Genomic DNA, 17,897 nt, shown 5'->3' with positions numbered 1-17,897 from the left:
CCCGGTCCCGGATCAGGGAGATGACCGCGCTCATCGAATCCGGGGTGCTCCAGGTCGTCGGCCCGCGCACACGGGTCCGTCCGGACCCCGACGGCAGGGGCTTCCTCATCGGCTCCGCCGCGATCCCCGGACCGGAGGTCGTCACCGGCACGCTGATCGACGCCCGCGTCGCCGAGCCCGACCTGCGCCGCAGCACCAACCCGCTGCTGCGCCATCTGCTCGCCACCGGGCAGTGCCGGCCGTACCGCATCCCGGATCCCGACGGCGCGTACGAGACCGGCGGCCTGGACGTCACCGCGCGTCCGTACCGCGTGGTGGACGCCTCGGGCGTGCCCCACCCACGCCGGTTCGCCTACGGCGTGCCCACCGAGTTCGTGCACTGGGCGACGGCCGCGGGCATCCGCCCGGGGGTCGGCTCGGTGATCCTGGAGGACGCGGACGCCATGGCCCGGGCGGTGTTGGCCCCATGACGGCACGACAGCAGGGCCCTCCCCCACCCCCGTCCCCATCCGCCCGGAACCCGCACGGAGTCACCCCAGTGGACACCACCACGAACTTCGACCCCGAGATACTCCAGCTCCCCTTCTACGACGACGGACACCGCAGCCTCGCGCACCAGATCGGCATCTGGTGCGACAGCTACGGCGAACTCTGGGACACCGTCCGCCGGATGCCCCCCGACGAGGCCGGGCGCCGTCTGGTCGAACTCCTCGGCGAGGACGGCTGGCTCGCCGGGCTCGACCCGGCGGCCGGGCCGCACGACCTGCCCAGCGACTTCCGCGCCCTGTGCCTGGCCCGGGAGGCCCTGGCCTACACGGAGGACCTCGCGGACTTCGCGTACTCCATCCAGTCGCTGTCCGCCACCCCGATCATCCGGTTCGGCGACGAGGAGCAGCAGCGCCGCTATCTGCCGGGCATGGCCAAGGGCCTGCTGGTCGGTGCCTTCGCGGTCTCCGAGAAGGCGGCGGGCTCGGAGGTCGCGGCGGTCGGACTCGGCGCCCGGAAGAGCGAGAACGGCGGCTATGTCCTCGACGGCGGCAAGGCGTGGATCGCCAACGCCACCATCGCCGACCTGTACGTCGTCATCGCCCGCACCGGGGAGGGGCCGGGCCCGCTCGGTCTCACGGCCTTCCTGGTGCCCGCCGACACCCCCGGTGTCCGGGTCGAACGGCTCGACGCCATCGCGCCGCGCTCCTTCGGGCATCTGGTGTTCGAGGACTGCCGGGTGCCCGCCGAGGCCGTCCTCGGCCGCCCGGGCAAGGGCTTCGTCGTCGCCGTCGACCTCCTCGAACGCTTCCGGATGACGGTCGGCGCCGCCGCCCTGGGCTTCGCCCGCCGGGCCGCCGACACCGCGCTGGCGCACACCAGGAGCCGGAACGCCTACGGCGGCACCCTGTTCGACCTCCAGCTCGTGAAGGCCCAGCTGGCCGACATGGAGGTCCAGCTCAACGCCGCCGCGCTGCTGACGGCACGGGCCGCCTGGGAGTGCGACCGGGGCAGCCGCGGCTTCGCCCGGCACTCCAACATCGCCAAGGTGTACGCGACCGAGGCGGCCCAGGGCATCGTCGACGCGTCGGTCCAGCTGTTCGGCGCGGCCGGAGTGGTCCAGGGCACAGTCACCGAGCGCCTCTACCGGCAGATCCGCTCCCTGCGCATCTACGAGGGCAGCACCGACGTACTGCGAGTCGCCGTCGCCGACTCCCTGGACGTACGGCGTGCCGCCCGCGCCTCTGTCGGCCCCTCCCGGGAACGGCCCTCGGCAGAGGAGGGCCGCTGATGCCGGCCCCGCCCCGCCTGTGGCTGCGGCACGAGACCCGCGCCACCGAACGCCGGGCGCCGCTGGTGCCCGACGACGCCGCGCACCTGATCGGCCAGGGCGTCGAGATCACCGTCGAGGAGTCGCCCCAGCGGGTCTTCCCGCTCGCCGAGTACGTCCGCGCGGGCTGCGCCTCCGCACCGGCGGGCAGCTGGGTGGAGGCCCCCGGGGACACCTACGTCCTGGGCCTCAAGGAGCTGCCCGCGCAGCCGCGCGCCCTGCGCCACCGGCACATCTACTTCGGCCACGCCTACAAGGGCCAGTCGGGTGCCGGGGACCTGCTCGACCGGTTCACGGCGGGCGGCGGCACATTGCTGGACCTGGAGTACCTGACGGACGACGACGGGCGGCGCCTGGCCGCGTTCGGCCACTGGGCGGGCTACGTCGGCGCCGCGCTCGCCGTACTGCACCGGCGCGGCATGCTCGAAACCCCGCTGCGCCCGCTGGACCGGCCGGGCTGGGACGCCCTGCTCCGGGCGGGCAGCGGCGGCGGCCGTGCACTGGTGATCGGGGCGCTGGGCCGGAGCGGGCGCGGGGCGTGCGACGCCCTTGAGACCGCCGGGATCAGCCCCGTCCGCTGGGATCTGGCGGAGACCCGCGAACTGGACCGGGCCGCCCTCCTCGGCCACGACATCCTCGTCAACGCCGTGCTGGTGACCCGGCCGGTGCCCCCGTTCCTCACCCCGGCCGACCTGGACTCCCCCGGGCGCCGCCTCTCCGTCGTCGCGGACGTCACCTGCGACGTGAACTCGGAGTGCAACGTGCTGCCCGTCCACGACACCGTCACCGACTGGGAGCGCCCGGCCCGGCGGCTGCGGGGCGGCGACCACCCGGTGGACGTCATCGCCGTCGACAACCTCCCGGCCCTGCTGCCGGTCGAGTCCAGCCGGGCCTTCTCCGCCGAACTGTGGCCCCAGCTGCTGCGCCTGGGCGGCGGCGCCGGGGCATGGGTCCGCTGCCTGCGCGCCTTCGTGGGGGCGGTCGGGACAGGTGCGGTACGAGCCGGTGCGGTCGGGCCGCGTGCGGGGCGGGCCCGCGTGAAGGAGGCCACGTATGTCCGGTGACCGAACCACCCCGGCAAACGCCTCCCTCCCCGCCGGCGGCACCGTCCACTGGATCGGCACCGGCCTGTCCAGCGGCCGGAGTGGCCTCGGCGTGCTGAGCGACCGTGCCGAGCGGCTGGTGGTGTGGGACCGTACCGCCGAGCGTGCCCGACTCCGGCTGGCCGCCCTGGGGTTGGCCGACCGCGCGGAGGCGCGCGCCCTGGGCCGGGGCGCCCTGGAGGCCGAGGTGCGCGCCGGTGACGTGGTCGTCTCCATGCTGCCCGCGACCGAGCACGCGGGCCTGCTGCGGCTGGCCGTCGCCCGGCGGGCCCACTTCGCCTGCACCAGCTACACCTCGCCGGAGTTGGCGGAGTGGGCTCAGGCCGCGTCCACCGTCGGAGTCGTCGTACTCACCGAGGCCGGACTCGACCCGGGCATCGATCATCTGATGGCCCATCTGCTGGTCGAGCGGGCCCGGCGGGAGGTCGGCGACACCGCGGCGTCCGTGGCGTTCACCTCGTACTGCGGCGGCATCCCGGCCGTGCCCAACGACTTCCGCTACCGGTTCAGTTGGGCGCCGTACGGAGTGCTGGCCGCGCTCGGATCGCCCGCGCGGTACATCGAGGAAGGCAGGCCCCGCACGGCCACGCGCCCATGGCAGGCCACCCGCACGCTGGTGCTGGCCGGGGAGGCGTTCGAGGTCTACCCCAACCGCGACAGCCTGCCGTTCGTCGCCCAGTACGGCATCCCGGACGGCTGGGAGTTGGAGACGTTCGTCCGGGGGACGCTGCGCAACGCGGGCTGGCGGGCCGCCTGGACCGAGGTCTTCGACACCGTCCTGACCGGAGACGAGACCCGCGTCCGGGCGCTGGCCAAGGAGTTGGCCGACCGTTATCCGACGACGGACGCCGACCGGGACCGTGTGGTGCTCTCGATCGAGCTGACCGTCCGGGATCCGGACGGCGGCACGCGTTGGCGGGGCGCCCATCTGCTGGACGTCACGGGCGACGAGTCGGAGAGCGCCATGGCCCGCTGCGTCTCGCTGCCGCTGGCCCACGGGGTGACCCGGATCCTCGACGGCGCCCTGCCGGCGGGCCTCAACCGCGCGGCCGACTCCGCCGACGAGGCCGCGCGCTGGATGGACTTCCTGAGCGGCCACGGCGTGCGCTCCACCTTCGACTGCCCGCCGGACACCACAACCGACCCGCATCACCCCCTCATCGAGCGCGGCGACCCGCCCAAAGGAGAAGCCCGACATGGTGCATGAGCCAACTCGCTCCGGCGCGGAGCACTACCGCTGCCTGGGAGTCGGCGTAGGACCGGCCAATCTGAGCCTGGCGTCCCTGCTGCACAACCGGCCGGACATCACCAGTCTCTTCCTCGACCGGAAGGACTCCTTCAGCTGGCACGACGGTCAGCAGCTGCCCGGAAACACCCTGCAGGTCTCCCTGTTCAAGGACCTGGTGACGCTGGCCGACCCCAGGAACCCGTTCTCCTTCCTGTCGTATCTGCACGACAACGGCAGGCTGTACCACTTCCTGAACGCCCAGTTCGACGCCGTACCGCGCGTGGAGTTCCGCAACTATCTGGCCTGGGCCTGCCGTGGCAACAAGAACATCGTCTTCGGCGAGGCGGTACGGGAGGTCTCCTTCGACAACGTGTTCACGGTGCGCACGGACCGGCGGACGGTCACCGCGGACAACGTGGTCGTCGGCGTGGGCAGCCAGCCCTGGGTGCCGTCCCAGGTCCGCGACAAGCTGGGGCCCACGCAGTTCCACGTCAGCGAGTACCTGGGCACGGCCGCCGGCCTGGGCGGCAAGCGGGTGGTCGTGATCGGCGGCGGGCAGTCCGGGGCCGAGGCGTTCCTCGACCTGATCTCCCAGCCCTGCGACGCGCTGCCGCGCCGGGTCTCGTGGATCTCCCGGCGGGGCAACTACTTCCCGATCGACGACTCGCCGTTCACCAACGACTACTACATGCCCTCGTACGCGGACTACTTCTTCGATCTGGACCGCGAGGCCCGCCAGGCGTTCAACCGGCAGAACATCCTCTCCAGCGACGGCATCTCGGAGAGCACCCTGCGCGACATCTACCAGCGCGCCTATCTGCACCGTTTCGTGGAGGGCAACGTCGACCTGGTGGGCCTCTACCCCAACCGTGAGGTGACCGAGGTCAGCACGGGTGTGTACGGCGGCTGGCAGGTGTCCGCGCGGCACAACGACCACCCGGGGGAGACGGAGCTGTTCGAGGCGGACGTGGTGATCTGGGCGACGGGCTTCCGGCCGACCCGGATGGACTTCCTCGACCCGATCGCCGACCGGCTGGAGCGGGACGGCGACGAGTTCCGCATCGACGAGGACTACGCCGTGCACTGGGACGGGCCGGACGACCGCCGGGTCTTCGTGCAGAACGCCGCCCGCGGCCAGCGCGGCCTCGCCGATCCGAACCTCAGCCTGAACGCCTGGCGCAGCCAGCGGATCGCCGACCGTCTCGGCAAGGTGTCGAGCAACGAGCAGCTGCCCTCGTTCATCGAGTGGTCGACCAAGCCCCGGGCGGGGAGGACCCCATGACGACGGGCTGGAACCGCGAGACCGTCGTGGTCGGTGCCGGTGTCCTCGGCTGCCTGATCGCGCGGGAGCTCCTGGCCGCCGACCCCGCCGCCTCGGTGACGGTCCTGGACCGGGACATGGTGGCCGGCGGCGCCACCCGCCGGTCGGCCGGGCTGCACTTCCCGCGCGGCGCGAACCCCGTGGTCCGTGCCATGGCGGCCGAGAGCCAGCGCTACTACGCCGATCTCGTCGCCGCCCGCCCCGACCTGCCGATCCACCGGCTGGCCATGACCGTGGTCGCGCCCGAGCACACCGAGCCGAAGCTGCGCGAGGTGTATCTGCCGGAGTCGGACCTGCGGCGCGCCACCGAGCTGCCGGACGGGGTGACGCTGCCGGAGGGTACGGCCGCCTGGTCGGGGGACGGCTGCCAGTACGCGGACGTACCGGCCCTCACCGAGGCCCTAGCCGCCGAGCTGCGGCCGAGGGCGGAGTTCCTCGAGGGGGTCACGGTGACCGGTGTGACCTCGGACGAGGACGGGGTCCGGCTGACCCTGGGCACCGGTGTCACCCTCACCGCCGAGCGGGTGGTGCTGGCGCCGGGGCCCTGGCTCGCCGACAAGGCGTGGCGGCACCTCGTGGAACCCCTGGGGGCGCGGGTCAAGAAGATCGTGGCCCTCCACATCGAGCGGCCCCCGGCCCTCGACGACGGCGCGGTCGTCTTCCAGGAGGAGGACGCCTTCCTGCTGCCGTACCGGCACCGGGGCCACTGGCTGTTCAGCTACACGTGCGCGGGGTGGGACGTGGACCCCGACACCGTCGAGCCGGGTCTGACCCCCGCCCACTGCGAGGAGGCCCGCGAAATCCTGGGTCGGTACGTGCCCGGCCTTGTCGACCGCTGTGTGTCGGGCCGGGTCTTCTGCGACGCGTACGCCCCTGGCGGCGCGCCCCTGATCCGCCCGCTCACCGACGACGGGCGCCTGGTGTTCGCGGGGGCCGCCGGGGGCTCCGGGTACCGCCTCGCACCGGCCGTCGCGCGGGAGACCGTCCGCCTGCTGTCCGCGCGGCCCTCGTCCCGGAAGGACACGCCGCCTTCGTCCCGGAAGGACACGACGCTCTCGTCCCGGAAGGACACGACATGATCATCAGCACCTACGATCCCCGCGCCCTCCAGCAGGCCTTCGGTATCGGCATGAGCGGTGTCGAGGGCCTGGGGGTGGGCGCCGGCTGGGGACGAGTCGTCCCGGGCGGGGCGTCGACGAGTCACCAGCACGACGAGACCGAGTTCTTCGTGATCGTCGCGGGCGAGGGCGAGTTCGTCGTGGACGGCCGCCGCCATCCCGCCCGGCCGGGCACGCTGGCCCTGTTCGAGCCGTTCGAATCGCATGTGCTGGAGAACACCGGCGACACCGACCTGGTCTTCCTCACCCAGTACTGGCGCGACCCGGTCCGGGCCATGAAGTCCGCGGGCGACGAGGAGCGGCTGTCCTTCGGCGACCGCCCCGTCTTCGTCTTCTCCACCCCGCCGACCCCCAACGGCGATCTGCACCTCGGGCATCTGTCCGGACCGTATCTGGGCGCCGACGCGTTCGTCCGGTTCCAGCGGATGAACGGCGCCGACGCCTGGCATCTGACGGGCAGCGACGACTACCAGAGCTATGTGGTGGGCGCCGCCCGCCGGGAGGGCCGCGCGCCCGCCGAGACCGCCGCCCACTACAGCGCCGAGATCGCGCGGACGCTCGCGCTGATGGACATCCTCCCCGACCAGTACACGGTCACCGACGCGGACCCCGGTTACCCGGACGGCCTGCGGGACTTCTTCTCCCGGGTGGTCTCCTCGGGATGGGTCACGGTCGCCGAGAAGGACGCGCTCTTCGACGCCGAGAGCGGGCGGTACCTGTACGAGGTGGACGTCAAGGGCGGCTGCCCCGGCTGCGGCTCCGGCACCAGCGGCAACATCTGCGAGGAGTGCGGCGAGCCCAACACCGTCGTGGATCTGGCGCAGCCCAAGTCCAACGACTCGGACGCCGAGCCGCGGCGCGCCCCCCTGGCCCGCTGGTCACTGCCGCTGCACATGTTCCGCGACGAGGTCGCGACCCACCACAGCCTCGGCCGGGTCCCGGCCCGGCTGCGGGAACTCGGCGACCGTCTCTTCGCCCGCCCCGACCTGGACATCCCCATCAGCCACCCCTCCTCGTGGGGCGTCGCCCCGGCGGAGAAGGACGTCGACGGACAGGTCATCTGGGTCTGGCCCGAGATGTCGTACGGCTTCCTGCACGGCATCCAGGAGCTGGGCCGGCGCCTCGGCAAGGACTGGAAGGCCGCCGCGCCGGAGCAGGACTGGAAGATCGTCCACTTCTTCGGCTACGACAACAGCTTCTACCACTCCGTGCTCTACCCGGTGCTCTACCGACTGGCCCACCCGGACTGGGAGCCGGACATCGACTACCACGTCAACGAGTTCTATCTCCTGGAGGGCGAGAAGTTCTCGACGAGCCGGCGCCACGCCATCTGGGGCAAGGAGATCCTCAACGAGGACACCGTGGACGCCGTCCGCTACTTCCTCTCCCGCACCCGGCCCGAGGGCGAGCGCACCAACTTCCGGCGCGCCGACTTCGAGGCGGCCCTCGACGACACGCTGATCGGCACCTGGCAGCAGTGGCTGAACGACCTGGGCGCCCGGGTCGCCAAGCAGTACGACGGCAAGGCGCCCGACGCGGGGATCTGGACGCCGGAGCACTCGGCGTTCCTCGCCCGGCTGGGCGCCCGGCTCACCGCCGTCACCGGCAGTCTCCGCGCGGACGGCTTCTCCCTGAACCAGGCCGCGGCGGAACTCGACGGGCTGATCGGGGACACGCTCCGCTTCTCCCGCCAGGAGGCCCGCACCGCGCAGAGCGCCGGCTGGCAGGACGAGGCCCGTACCGCGATCGCCCTGGAGCTGGCCGCGGCCCGCCTCCTCGCCCATGTCGCCAGGCCCGTGATGCCCCGCTTCGCCGAGCGGCTGGCCGGCGCGCTCGGTCTGCCGGAGCCCGCCGACTGGCCGCGGACGGTGGAACTCGTCGCCCCGGGCAGCGAGATCCGGCTCGCCGACGCCGTCTTCTTCAAGCCGACCGCCGAGTCGCGGAGCGGCACACGGCAGGAGGCGACCCCATGACGGACGACACGCTCGGTCGTCTCGTCTCCACCGAACCGGCCGCCGGGCACATCTCCTTCGCCAGCCTCCTCGGTACGCGGACCATCACGCTGTCCGACCTGTACCGGCGCTCCGGCCGGGTCGCCCGGTGGCTGCGCGGCCAAGGGGTGCGCCCCGGCGACCGTATCGGCATCCTCGCGGCCAACAGCCTGGAGTGGGTGCTGCTGGACCTGGCGGCCCTCCGGCTGAAGGCCGAGACCGCCGGGCTGGAGCCGGGCAAGTTCGACCCCACCGGCGAACTGATGCGCCGGTACGACCTCAAGCTGCTGTTCACCGACCGGCCCGCCGACGCTCCCGGCACCGTGCCCATGAGCGAGGTGACGGAGGCGGCGGAACGGGAGAACCTGGACGGCCCGCCGCTGGAGCCGGTGAGCTGGGGCCCCAAGGACGTCACCACCATCAAGTTCACCTCGGGCAGCACCGGCGAACCCAAGGGTCTCGGCGCCACGGCGGGCAGCATCGACAGTTCGCTGCGGGCCGTCCAGGAGATCTTCGAACACGGCCCGGGCGACGATCTGTTCATGTTCCTGCCGCTCTCCCTGCTCCAGCAGCGCTACTGGATCTACTCGGCGCTCCTGCACGGCCACGACGTCACGGTCAGCACGTACGAGGCGGCCTTCGCGGCGCTGCGCCGGGTGCGGCCGACCGTGGTGATGGGCGTGCCGGCCTTCTACGAGACGGCCAAACGCCAGATCGAGGCCCGGCTGCGCCGCGCCGACGGCCAGTCGCCGGAGCAGGCGGCCCAGGCCGTGTTCGGCGACCGCATCCGCTACCTGTGGACCGGGTCGGCGCCGGCGGCCCCCGACACGCTGCGCTTCTTCGACGAGGCCGGGCTGCCCATCTACGAGGGCTACGGGCTCAACGAGACGTGCATCGTCACCAAGAACCACCCCAAGGCCCACCGCGAGGGCAGCGTCGGCCAGGTGCTGCGCGGCAAGGAGGTGCTGATCGGCGAGGACGGCGTCATCCGCGTCCGCAGCGAGCACCCCGTCAACGACCACTACACCTATGCCAAACCCGGTGACTCCGAGCGGGTCTTCGAGCCGGACGGCACCGTCCGCACCGGTGACCTGGGGTATCTCGACGAGGACGGCTTTCTCTTCGTCCGTGGCCGGGCCGACGACGTGATCGTCCTGGACAACGGCAAGAAGGTCGTCGTCCGGCCGATCGAGGAACACATGAAGGCCGATCCGGCGATCGCCGACTGCGTCCTGTTCTGCCCCGGGCAGACCGAGCTGGTGGCCGTGGTCTCCCCCGCCTCGGTCCCCGCCGACCGGGAGGCGATCGCCGCCCGCCTCGCCCTCACCAACGCCTCGCTCACCCCGGACGAGCGGATCAGCCGGGTCGTCGTCGCCGACGAGCCGTTCTCCATCGACAACGGCCTGCTCACCTCGCAGTACAAGCCGAAACGGCAGCGGATCCTCGCCGTCCACCACGACGCCGTCCACGACCCCGAGGAGGGAATGCATGCGCCCTGAGCTGGAAACCGCGGCCCGCGAACAGTTCTCCGCCGTCCTGACCCACGAGGTCGACCCGGCGGCCCTGGACCTCGACGCCGACATGGTCGGCCACTACGCGCTGACCTCGCTGAACAAGGTGCTCTTCCTGACCGAGTTGTGCGAGACCACCAAGGTCGACCTCGCCCATTTCACGGAGGACGACCTCGCCCGGATGCGGACCCTGCGCGACGTCACCGAAGCCCTCGCCCGACACGCGGGCCCCATGGGAAACTGAGCCATGACCTGGGCAGAGAAAGCATCAACAGTCCTGGAAAACAAGCATGTTGAGCTCCATCCGGTCACCGAGGCGGACCGTGAGGGGATTCGCGCCGTCGCCATGGACCCGCACATCTGGCGGTACTTCGTGGCGGCCGTGGAGAACGAGACGGACTTCAAGGTCTTCTTCGACACCTGCCTCGCCGACCAGGCGGCCGGCCGCCGGGTCGTGTTCGTCGTCACCGACAAGGCCTCCGGGCGGATCGCCGGCAGCATGAGCTACGGCAACATGGCCGAGGCGGACGCCCGGCTGGAGATCGGCTGGTCCTGGCTGGGCCGCGACTTCCGCGGCAAGGGCGTCAACCGCTGGGCGAAGTACCTGCTCCTGGAGCACGCCTTCGAACGGCTCGGCGCGGAACGCGTCGAGTTCAAGACCGACATCCTCAACGAGCAGGCACGGCGCGGGCTGCGCAACATCGGCGCCGTCGAGGAAGGCACCCTGCGCAGCTTCAACTACATGCCCGGCGGTCGCCGCCGCGACGCCATCTTCTACAGCGTCCTGCGCGCCGAGTGGCCCCGGGTGAAACAGCATCTGACCACCGACCCGACCTGACGCGTCCCGCCCGTCCCCGACCACCCACGCATGATCACGAGGCCGTATCGGCGCCGCCCGGTACGGCCTCCGTGTTTCCCGCGATGTCGGACGTGGGGGCCGGTCGCTTGTGGGTACTCGGGGGCCGAGCGGCGGTGAACGGCACCGCCCCAGTCCACGGAGGGATGGTTCCATGCCTCAGCATGTTCGCGACGTCATGACGACCGATCTGGTGACCGTCGAGCCGCAGACCTCGGTGACGGCGGTGGCCCGGAAGATGCGGGACGAGAACATCGGCGCCGTTCTGGTCACCGAGGGCGACCGGCTTCGCGGGCTGGTCAGCGACCGCGACCTGGTGGTCCGCGCGGTGGCCAAGGGCGGCGACCTGGAGCAGACGACGGTGGCCGGCGCGTGCAGCGAAGACCTGGTCACGGTGGGGCCCGACGACGACGTGAAGCGCGCGGTGGAAGTCATGCGCGAGCACGCCGTACGCCGTGTGCCCGTCGTCGACAAGGAACAGCACCCGGTGGGAGTCGTCTCCATCGGCGACCTGGCCATCGAACGCGACCCGGAGTCCGCACTGGGCGACATCAGTGCCGCGGAGCCCAACCGATAGCGCTCGTCTCCCGACGGGACGTCGGGCGCCAGAAGACGGACCACGGGCTGCCCCCACCGGCCCGGGTCCGAAAGGAGCGTGCACCATGACCAGCCCCGATCCGGAGCCGACACGCACTCCGGGACTCGAACCGGGCGGCGCCGTGCCACCCGGTGAGACCCCGCCCGCCGAGGGCGGTACGTCCGGCGTCTCCCACCGGGAGCAGGCCGAGCTGCGCAAAGGGTGGGGGCCCATGCCGCTCGTCCTGATCATGGTGGTGGTGGCGTTGGTCGCGATCGGACTGATCGCCATGGCGGTGGCCCTGATCGCCTCCTGATCTCCCAGGGTTCAGGATCCTGCGCTGTTCAGGATTCCTGTGCTGTTCAGGATTCCTGTTCTCCTGGGCTCAGGTGGGTTCAGGGCGGCTGCCGCTCTCCTGTGGTGGTTCAGGGCCTCCCATGGTTCAGGGCTCAGGGCCGCCGCCAGGCATCGTCGGGGAGGTGGGAACCGGCCTGCGGCCCCATCCGCAGCATCCCGCCGTCCACCGCCCATGAGGCACCCGTGACGTAGGACGCGTCCGGCCCGGCGAGGAAGGCGATCACGGCCGCGACCTCCCGGGCGTCCCCCGGGCGGCCGAGCGGCACGCCGGGCCGCCGCTCGGTCGTGACGTCGGTGTCCTCCTGGCCGGTCATCGGCGTGGCGATCTCCCCGGGAGCGACGGCGTTGACGGTGATCCCGTGCTCGGCCAGCTCCAGAGCCATCACCTGCGTGAGCAGCCCGAGCCCGCCCTTGGCGGCACAGTACGGCGCCGCGCCCACGCGGGGCTGGTGCTCGTGGACGCTGGTGACATTGATGATCCGTCCGCCGCCGCCCTGGGCGATCATGCGGCGGGCGGCGTGCTGACCGCAGAGGAACGGCCCCACCAGATCGACGTCGATGACCTGGCGCACGGTGCTGAGGTCCAGATCGAGGAACGGGGTCATGGTCCCGGTCCCGGCGTTGTTGACCAGTACGTCGACCCCGCCCAGCTCGTCGGCCAGCCGGTCGATGACACCGGCGGCGTCCGGGAGCCGGGTGAGATCGAGCCGCGCGATCGCGGCGCGCCGCCCGGTCCGGCGGACCTCTTCCGCCGTGCGCCGCGCCCCTTCCTGATCGCGGTGCCAGGTGATCCCGATGTCCATGCCGGCGTCCGCCAGCCGTACGGCGGTGGCACGGCCGATGCCCGAGTCGGACCCGGTGATCAGGGCCACGGGGGCGGTACGGGACGGGGGGTTGTCGTGTTGCGATTCCACGGGCACCCGCGTACCCCACGTCGCTCCCACCACACGGGGATCGGCTGCTCCCACCACACGGGGATCGGTTCAGGATCCGTCGGGCACGTGGACGGCCAGGACACAGATGTCGTCACGGTGGTGGGGCCGCAGTGCGGCCAGGTCATGGGCGAGGGTGTCGCCCCGGCCTTCGCGCAGAAGCCGGAGGGTGGCTTCGGCGAGCCGCCACAGGCCTGCCTCGATGTCCTCACCCGGTTCTTCCACGAGACCGTCGGTGTAGAACAGCAGCCGGTCCCCGGGCCGCAGGTCGATCTCGGCCTGGGCGTACGCGCAGTCGGGGACCACTCCGAGGAGACCGCCCTCGGGCTGCGTGAGGAACGTCGCTTCGACACCGCGCACCAGCAAGGGCGGCAGATGCCCCGCCCTCACCCAGGTCAGCCGGTGGTCCCAGGGCCGGTAGCGGGCCATGACCATGGTGGCCGTCGCTCCGTACGGGCCCGAGGCCGTGTGCAGCAGGAGGCTGTTGAGGCGTCTGAGGACGTCGGGCAGCGCCGATCCCGTGATGGCCATGCCCTTCGCGGTGAACCTCAGCTGGGCCATCGTGCCGACAGCGGCCAGACCGTGTCCGGCCACGTCTCCGACGACGAACAGGGCGCTGTCGTCGGGGAGTTCGATGGCGCTGTACCAGTCGCCGCCCACGTTCACTCCGCTGTCGGCGGGCAGGTAGGCGACGTCGACGCGCAGGTGGGCGAGTTCCAGCGACTGCTCGGGAATGGGCAGCAGGGTCTCCTGAAGCCGGGCGGCGAGCCCGCGCTCGGCCTGGAGCATGCCTCGCTGGAGCAGGACGGCGCGTTCGCTCTCCTTCAGGGCGATCTCGGCGTCGCGCTGCGCGGTGAGGTCCTGGAAGAAGCCGTGCACCTCGACCGGTGCCCCGTCCACGTCCGTCCGCGCCTCCGCGACGATGCGCAGGTGCCGTACCCCGTGCGACGCGGTGGTGATACGGAAGTGCTGGTCAATGGCGGTGCCGTCGGCGAGGAGCCGACGTAGGGCCGCGCCGAGCGCGGGTAGGTCGTCCGGCACCAGAAGCCTGGGCAGTTCCTCCAGGGGCAGGGGCCCGCTGGAGGGGTCCCGGTCGAAAATGGCGTAGACCTGATCGGACCAGGTGATGGTGTCCGTCATCAGGTTCCAGCTCGCCCAGCCCAGGTTGCCCAGCCGCTCCATGTCGGCGAGGCGGCGGGCCTCCAGTTCGCTCGTGTCATGGCGGATCCAGGACACCACCAGGCGGTCCCCCAGTCGGGACGCGCGCACGGAATAGGTGGACTCCTGCGGGACGCCCGCGAGCACTTCCCGATAGGTGAAGGGTTCGCTCTCGAAGACCGTGCCCGTCGTCAGCGAGTCCAGATATCCGTCCCACAGCGGGGTGCCCGCCACGGTCGGGTACGTCTCCAGGACTCGTCGGCCGATCAGTTCCTTGCCCCGGCGGCCGGCCACGTCGACCGATTCCGGGGCCGCCGCGTCGATCCTGTAGTCCTCCACGACACCTGACTCCGCGCGCAGGGGGGTGAGCAGGAGCGCGGGTCCGGGCAGCACGTCCAGGATCCGCTGGACCGCGTCCACGCCCCCGTGGGCCAGGTCGAGGGTGTCGGCGCCCCGGCCCACGCTCAGGGGTCCGGCGCACAGTCGGACGGCCCGGCGCAGCAGGGTCCGCGTCCTGGTGTCGAACGGACCGCGCCGGGTCCGGAGGATCCCGACGACGGTGGTCGTCGGCCGTGTGCCGGGCAGGGGGATCCAGGCACGTGAGGGCCATCGTTCGGGCGGACCTCCGATGAGCACGTATCGGGCGGCGTCCCGCTCCGGGTCCTCCAGCCACAGGGCTCTCTCCTCGGCGATCGCCTCCAGCGCGGCGACACCGCCGAGCGGTGGGATATGGCTCCACTGGTCGGCCACAGCCTGGTCGACGCCGGCGTGCCCGGTCAGCTCCAGGCTCCCGGGGGTCGCCATGGTGTAGATCATGACGGCGTCCACGTCCTCGGCGGCGTTCAGTACCGTCCGCAGCAGTTCGGCCACGCCGTCGGGTGTGCGGGCGTCGGCCAGGCCCTCGGCGACCCGGGCCAGAAGCGTCTGCCGGCTGGTGCCGCCCCCGGTGTCGGCAAGCGACTGGTCGGCGCCGAAGGGCCCGAGGTCGGCCTGCCCTTCGGCCGCGGGCTCGGAGCCGGGGGCCGGCACCGGCTGCCGGGCGGGTCCCCGGCCGACCCGCCCCAGGGTGATCCAGCACTCCTCCATGAGGGTGCGCCGCTGCCGCTCGGCTCGCCCGAGCAGCAACTCATAGGCCGTGTCCGCCGAAACCCCTGCCTGGGCCATGACGACACCCTTGGCACGTTCGAGGACGGCCGTCATGGCGGCCACGCCCTCCAGATCCACGACCTCGGCACGCAACCTGGCGACGACCTTCGCCAAAGCCAGCACATCAGGGGTGACCCCGTCATCGGGAAGTGCGGCCTCGCTCACCATTCCTTGAGCATGCCACGCCCAGGTCCCCCGGACAGCCCAACGCCAGGAGAACGAGGCACTGCCGGTCGAGCCGGCTCCCCGCCGGCAGTGGAACCCCCCGCCGCCGACTCGGAGCACACCCTCCCCCAGGAACACGAGAAGCCGCCCTCCCACGAATGAGAGAACGGCCTCCGACCTGCGATGAAGCTGGTCGGGACGACAGGATTTGAACCTGCGACCCCTTGACCCCCAGTCAAGTGCGCTACCAAGCTGCGCCACGTCCCGGTGCCCGTCTGACCTGGGGTTTCCCCTGGCTGAACGCGCACGGAAACAATACCGCACTCGGGCCGGTGGTCGCGCACCCGTTTATCAGGGCCCCTTGTCGCGAGGGGAGCGGCGGACGCGAGGGGATGCCGCAGGTGCCGCTTGACCTGAAGCTTGGTTGAGGTTGCACGCTCTTCCGCATGACGACGACAGCTGAACGCACCCATGAGTTCACGGATCTGCCCCGGCTGATGGGGCTGATGACGGGCGACGAGAAGCACGGGCCCGCGGCCACGTCCACGCTGGATGTGCTGTGGGTGCTCTACGACCGGGTGCTGCGGGTGACGCCGGAGCGGATGGACGATCCGGAGCGGGACCGGTTCCTGTTGTCCAAGGGGCACGGGCCGATGGCCTACTACGCGGTGCTCGCCGCCAAGGGTTTCGTCCCCGTCGACTGGCTGCCGGGCTTCGGCTCGTACGACTCCCCGCTCGGCCACCACCCGGACCGGGTGCTCGTGCCGGGCGCCGAGATCGGCAGCGGGTCACTCGGGCACGGCCTGCCCATCGCGGTCGGGACGGCGCTCGGGCTACGCGCCCAGGGGCGGGTCGATCCCGCGGTGTGGGTACTGATCGGGGACGCCGAGCTGGACGAGGGCAGCAATCACGAGGCGATCGCGTACGCCGGACCGGCCGGCCTCGACCGGCTGCACACCGTCGTGATCGACAACTCCTCCGCCAGCCATGCCCTGCCGGGCGGCATCGCCGCGCGGTTCGAGACGGCGGGCTGGTCCGCCGAGACCGTGGACGGCCGGGACCACGAGGCGCTGTACGCCGCCTTCACCGCGCCCCATCCGGGCAGGCCGCGTGTCGTGGTGGCCCGGGTCGAACCGAAGAACACATGAGCCCTCCGGGACCGACCACACCGCAGTCCCTCTCCCCCGCTGACTTCCCGAAAGGACGTTCCCCTCATGGACACGATGCGTGACCGTTTCGCCCCTGTGGTCTCCCAGCTGCTCGACGAGGACTCCCGGGTCGCGGTGGTCCTCGCCGAGATCGGCAGGGACGGCTTCGCGGCAGCGATCCGCAGGCATCCGGATCGAGTGATCAACGTCGGTATTCGAGAACAGCTGCTGATCGGGGCGGGCGCGGGACTGGCGCTGACCGGTATGCGGCCGGTGGTGCACACGTTCGCGAGTTTCCTGGTCGAGCGGCCCTTCGAGCAGGTGAAGCTGGACCTCGGGCACCAGGATGTGGGCGCGGTGCTGGTAAGCGCTGCCGCCTCCTTCGACTGGCCGGCCGGCGGCTTCACCCACATGTCACCCGGCGACGTGGCCCTGCTCGACACGCTCGACGGCTGGACCGTGCATGTGCCGGGGCATCCCGACGAGGCCGAGGCACTGCTCCGGCACGCGGTCGGCGCGGGTGAGGGCAAGGACGACAAGGTCTACGTGCGGCTGTCCCTGCAGTCCAACGCGCGGGCGCTCGCGGTGGACGGGGAGCGGTTCCTCACCGTGCGCGAGGGACGCCGGGGTGTCGTCGTCGCGGTCGGGCCGATGCTGGACGCCGTCCTCGCCGCCACGGAGGGGCTCGACCTGACCGTGCTGTACGCGACCACCGTCCGCCCCTTCGACTCGGCGGCGCTGCGCCGGGCGATGGAAGGAGCGGGCACGGATGTCGTACTCGTCGAGCCCTGTCTGGCGGGCACCTCGACGGCGGCTGCGACCCGGGCCCTCGCCGATGTGCCGCACCGGGTACTGGGGCTCGGGGTCGGCCGTCGGGAGCTGCGGCGCTACGGACAGATGGAGGAGCACGTGGCCGCGCACGGCCTGGACGCGGCCTCGCTACGGGAGCGGATCGAGGGGTTCCTGGGGGCGAGGGTCGGCGTTTGATGGGCCCGGGTCGGCGTCCGAGGGCCCCGGGTCGGCGTCCGACGTCCCTCGCCCCGGCCGACCCGGGCCCGGCCCACCCACGGCTGGGCCGACCCCGCCGGCCAAGTCAGTCAGTCACCCGCCAGTCGGCAGCCCCACCTCCGGGTACGCCTCCAGGAGTCGGGGCGGGGCCGCCTGGCGCCAGGAGTCGGCGAGGATGTCGCGCAGCTCGGGCTCGTCCTCCAGGGCCGACAGCCGCACCCGGACCCAGGCGAAACCCGCCTCGTGGTCGGCGATCCAGAACTTGTCGGGCTCGGCGAGAACCAGTTCGTCGCGCTCCTCCTTGGGGCAGCGCACGGCCATGGACGTCTCGTCCTCGGGCAGGGTGGCGAACATCTTCCCCGCGACCCGGAATGTGGGCATGCTCCAGGCGACCTTCTCCGTGGTGTCGGGCAGGGAGAGGGCGACACGTCGTACGTCTTCGGCATCGGGCATGAGACGCAC

General features: G+C 71.9%; 16 protein-coding genes, 1 tRNA gene and 1 pseudogene. 14 read left to right on the top strand and 4 right to left on the bottom strand.

What is annotated here, in order from left to right; all coding sequences use genetic code 11:
• From STRIP9103_RS15145 to STRIP9103_RS15090, 12 genes and pseudogenes are all read left to right on the top strand, one after another.
• Positions 1-470 (top strand): annotated as a pseudogene (locus STRIP9103_RS15145) (FAD/NAD(P)-binding protein); the annotation flags it as partial.
• Positions 471-538: 68 nt separating this feature from the next.
• Positions 539-1,777 carry an acyl-CoA dehydrogenase family protein gene (locus STRIP9103_RS15140; protein ID WP_009311522.1) on the top strand — a complete coding sequence of 413 codons (1,239 nt, stop codon included), beginning with the start codon at positions 539-541 and terminating at the stop codon, positions 1,775-1,777.
• On the top strand, positions 1,777-2,880 hold the full coding sequence (locus STRIP9103_RS15135) for a saccharopine dehydrogenase (RefSeq protein ID WP_009311549.1): 1,104 nt from the start codon (positions 1,777-1,779) through the stop codon (positions 2,878-2,880). The genes STRIP9103_RS15140 and STRIP9103_RS15135 overlap by 1 nt, the downstream gene beginning before the upstream one ends.
• The gene (locus STRIP9103_RS15130; protein WP_009311547.1) at positions 2,870-4,126 is read left to right on the top strand and encodes a saccharopine dehydrogenase family protein; all 1,257 of its coding nucleotides are present in this window, start codon (positions 2,870-2,872) and stop codon (positions 4,124-4,126) included. Before STRIP9103_RS15135 ends, STRIP9103_RS15130 begins: the two co-directional genes overlap by 11 nt.
• Positions 4,116-5,429, top strand: coding sequence for a lysine N(6)-hydroxylase/L-ornithine N(5)-oxygenase family protein (locus STRIP9103_RS15125; protein ID WP_009311506.1), 1,314 nt, complete (start codon positions 4,116-4,118; stop codon positions 5,427-5,429). Before STRIP9103_RS15130 ends, STRIP9103_RS15125 begins: the two co-directional genes overlap by 11 nt.
• Positions 5,426-6,547, top strand: coding sequence for an NAD(P)/FAD-dependent oxidoreductase (locus STRIP9103_RS15120; protein WP_009311508.1), 1,122 nt, complete (start codon positions 5,426-5,428; stop codon positions 6,545-6,547). The genes STRIP9103_RS15125 and STRIP9103_RS15120 overlap by 4 nt, the downstream gene beginning before the upstream one ends.
• Positions 6,544-8,559 (top strand): class I tRNA ligase family protein, encoded by a 2,016-nt coding sequence (locus STRIP9103_RS15115; RefSeq protein WP_009311527.1) that lies wholly within the window; start codon positions 6,544-6,546, stop codon positions 8,557-8,559. Before STRIP9103_RS15120 ends, STRIP9103_RS15115 begins: the two co-directional genes overlap by 4 nt.
• A complete protein-coding gene (locus STRIP9103_RS15110) occupies positions 8,556-10,076 on the top strand; it encodes an AMP-binding protein (protein ID WP_009311533.1) in 1,521 nt (506 codons plus the stop codon). Before STRIP9103_RS15115 ends, STRIP9103_RS15110 begins: the two co-directional genes overlap by 4 nt.
• On the top strand, positions 10,066-10,332 hold the full coding sequence (locus tag STRIP9103_RS15105; protein WP_009311519.1) for a hypothetical protein: 267 nt from the start codon (positions 10,066-10,068) through the stop codon (positions 10,330-10,332). Before STRIP9103_RS15110 ends, STRIP9103_RS15105 begins: the two co-directional genes overlap by 11 nt.
• Positions 10,333-10,335: 3 nt before the next feature.
• On the top strand, positions 10,336-10,926 hold the full coding sequence (locus STRIP9103_RS15100; protein ID WP_009311512.1) for a GNAT family N-acetyltransferase: 591 nt from the start codon (positions 10,336-10,338) through the stop codon (positions 10,924-10,926).
• A 172-nt stretch (positions 10,927-11,098) separates the two neighbouring features.
• Positions 11,099-11,521 (top strand): CBS domain-containing protein, encoded by a 423-nt coding sequence (locus STRIP9103_RS15095; protein ID WP_009311541.1) that lies wholly within the window; start codon positions 11,099-11,101, stop codon positions 11,519-11,521.
• A gap of 85 nt (positions 11,522-11,606) precedes the next feature.
• Positions 11,607-11,837, top strand: coding sequence for a DUF6480 family protein (locus STRIP9103_RS15090; RefSeq protein ID WP_009311531.1), 231 nt, complete (start codon positions 11,607-11,609; stop codon positions 11,835-11,837).
• 133 nt (positions 11,838-11,970) lie between these two features.
• Here STRIP9103_RS15090 and STRIP9103_RS15085 read toward each other — a convergent pair whose 3' ends face one another.
• From STRIP9103_RS15085 to STRIP9103_RS15075, 3 genes are all read right to left on the bottom strand, one after another.
• Positions 11,971-12,792, bottom strand: a complete 822-nt coding sequence (locus STRIP9103_RS15085) for an SDR family oxidoreductase (protein ID WP_100243914.1) — start codon at positions 12,790-12,792, stop codon at positions 11,971-11,973.
• A gap of 69 nt (positions 12,793-12,861) precedes the next feature.
• Positions 12,862-15,282: a SpoIIE family protein phosphatase gene (locus STRIP9103_RS15080; RefSeq protein WP_048820315.1), complete on the bottom strand. Its 2,421-nt coding sequence runs from the start codon at positions 15,280-15,282 to the stop codon at positions 12,862-12,864.
• Between the two features lie 187 nt (positions 15,283-15,469).
• Positions 15,470-15,546 (bottom strand) — tRNA-Pro (locus tag STRIP9103_RS15075).
• A 179-nt stretch (positions 15,547-15,725) separates the two neighbouring features.
• On the opposite strand from STRIP9103_RS15075, the gene STRIP9103_RS15070 reads away from it, so the two are divergent.
• Together STRIP9103_RS15070 and STRIP9103_RS15065 are read left to right on the top strand one after the other, a co-directional pair.
• Positions 15,726-16,427: a thiamine pyrophosphate-dependent enzyme gene (locus STRIP9103_RS15070; protein WP_009311545.1), complete on the top strand. Its 702-nt coding sequence runs from the start codon at positions 15,726-15,728 to the stop codon at positions 16,425-16,427.
• 66 nt (positions 16,428-16,493) lie between these two features.
• Complete coding sequence (locus STRIP9103_RS15065) at positions 16,494-17,414, top strand: transketolase family protein (protein ID WP_009311511.1); 921 nt, start codon at positions 16,494-16,496, stop codon at positions 17,412-17,414.
• Between the two features lie 114 nt (positions 17,415-17,528).
• Here the strand turns inward: STRIP9103_RS15065 and STRIP9103_RS15060 are convergent, their stop codons facing one another.
• A complete protein-coding gene (locus STRIP9103_RS15060) occupies positions 17,529-17,888 on the bottom strand; it encodes an MmcQ/YjbR family DNA-binding protein (RefSeq protein ID WP_009311537.1) in 360 nt (119 codons plus the stop codon).
• Positions 17,889-17,897: the final 9 nt, after the last annotated feature.

The organism is Streptomyces ipomoeae 91-03, assembly GCF_000317595.1.
Lineage (GTDB): Bacteria > Actinomycetota > Actinomycetes > Streptomycetales > Streptomycetaceae > Streptomyces > Streptomyces ipomoeae.
Note: the sequence above shows the minus strand (reverse complement) of the source record. Positions and strands in the feature narration are given on the sequence as shown.

Bases quoted from the DNA above. Each gene is read 5' to 3' on its own strand.
- STRIP9103_RS15100 (WP_009311512.1), top strand. From the start codon at position 10,336: ATGACCTGGGCAGAGAAAGCATCAACAGTCCTGGAAAACAAGCATGTT.
- STRIP9103_RS15090 (WP_009311531.1), top strand. From the start codon at position 11,607: ATGACCAGCCCCGATCCGGAGCCGACACGCACTCCGGGACTCGAACCG.
- STRIP9103_RS15060 (WP_009311537.1), bottom strand. From the start codon at position 17,888: ATGCCCGATGCCGAAGACGTACGACGTGTCGCCCTCTCCCTGCCCGAC.
- STRIP9103_RS15120 (WP_009311508.1), top strand. From the start codon at position 5,426: ATGACGACGGGCTGGAACCGCGAGACCGTCGTGGTCGGTGCCGGTGTC.
- STRIP9103_RS15130 (WP_009311547.1), top strand. From the start codon at position 2,870: ATGTCCGGTGACCGAACCACCCCGGCAAACGCCTCCCTCCCCGCCGGC.
- STRIP9103_RS15070 (WP_009311545.1), top strand. From the start codon at position 15,726: ATGACGACGACAGCTGAACGCACCCATGAGTTCACGGATCTGCCCCGG.
- STRIP9103_RS15105 (WP_009311519.1), top strand. From the start codon at position 10,066: ATGCGCCCTGAGCTGGAAACCGCGGCCCGCGAACAGTTCTCCGCCGTC.
- STRIP9103_RS15080 (WP_048820315.1), bottom strand. From the start codon at position 15,282: ATGGTGAGCGAGGCCGCACTTCCCGATGACGGGGTCACCCCTGATGTG.
- STRIP9103_RS15095 (WP_009311541.1), top strand. From the start codon at position 11,099: ATGCCTCAGCATGTTCGCGACGTCATGACGACCGATCTGGTGACCGTC.
- STRIP9103_RS15115 (WP_009311527.1), top strand. From the start codon at position 6,544: ATGATCATCAGCACCTACGATCCCCGCGCCCTCCAGCAGGCCTTCGGT.
- STRIP9103_RS15125 (WP_009311506.1), top strand. From the start codon at position 4,116: ATGGTGCATGAGCCAACTCGCTCCGGCGCGGAGCACTACCGCTGCCTG.
- STRIP9103_RS15110 (WP_009311533.1), top strand. From the start codon at position 8,556: ATGACGGACGACACGCTCGGTCGTCTCGTCTCCACCGAACCGGCCGCC.
- STRIP9103_RS15065 (WP_009311511.1), top strand. From the start codon at position 16,494: ATGGACACGATGCGTGACCGTTTCGCCCCTGTGGTCTCCCAGCTGCTC.
- STRIP9103_RS15135 (WP_009311549.1), top strand. From the start codon at position 1,777: ATGCCGGCCCCGCCCCGCCTGTGGCTGCGGCACGAGACCCGCGCCACC.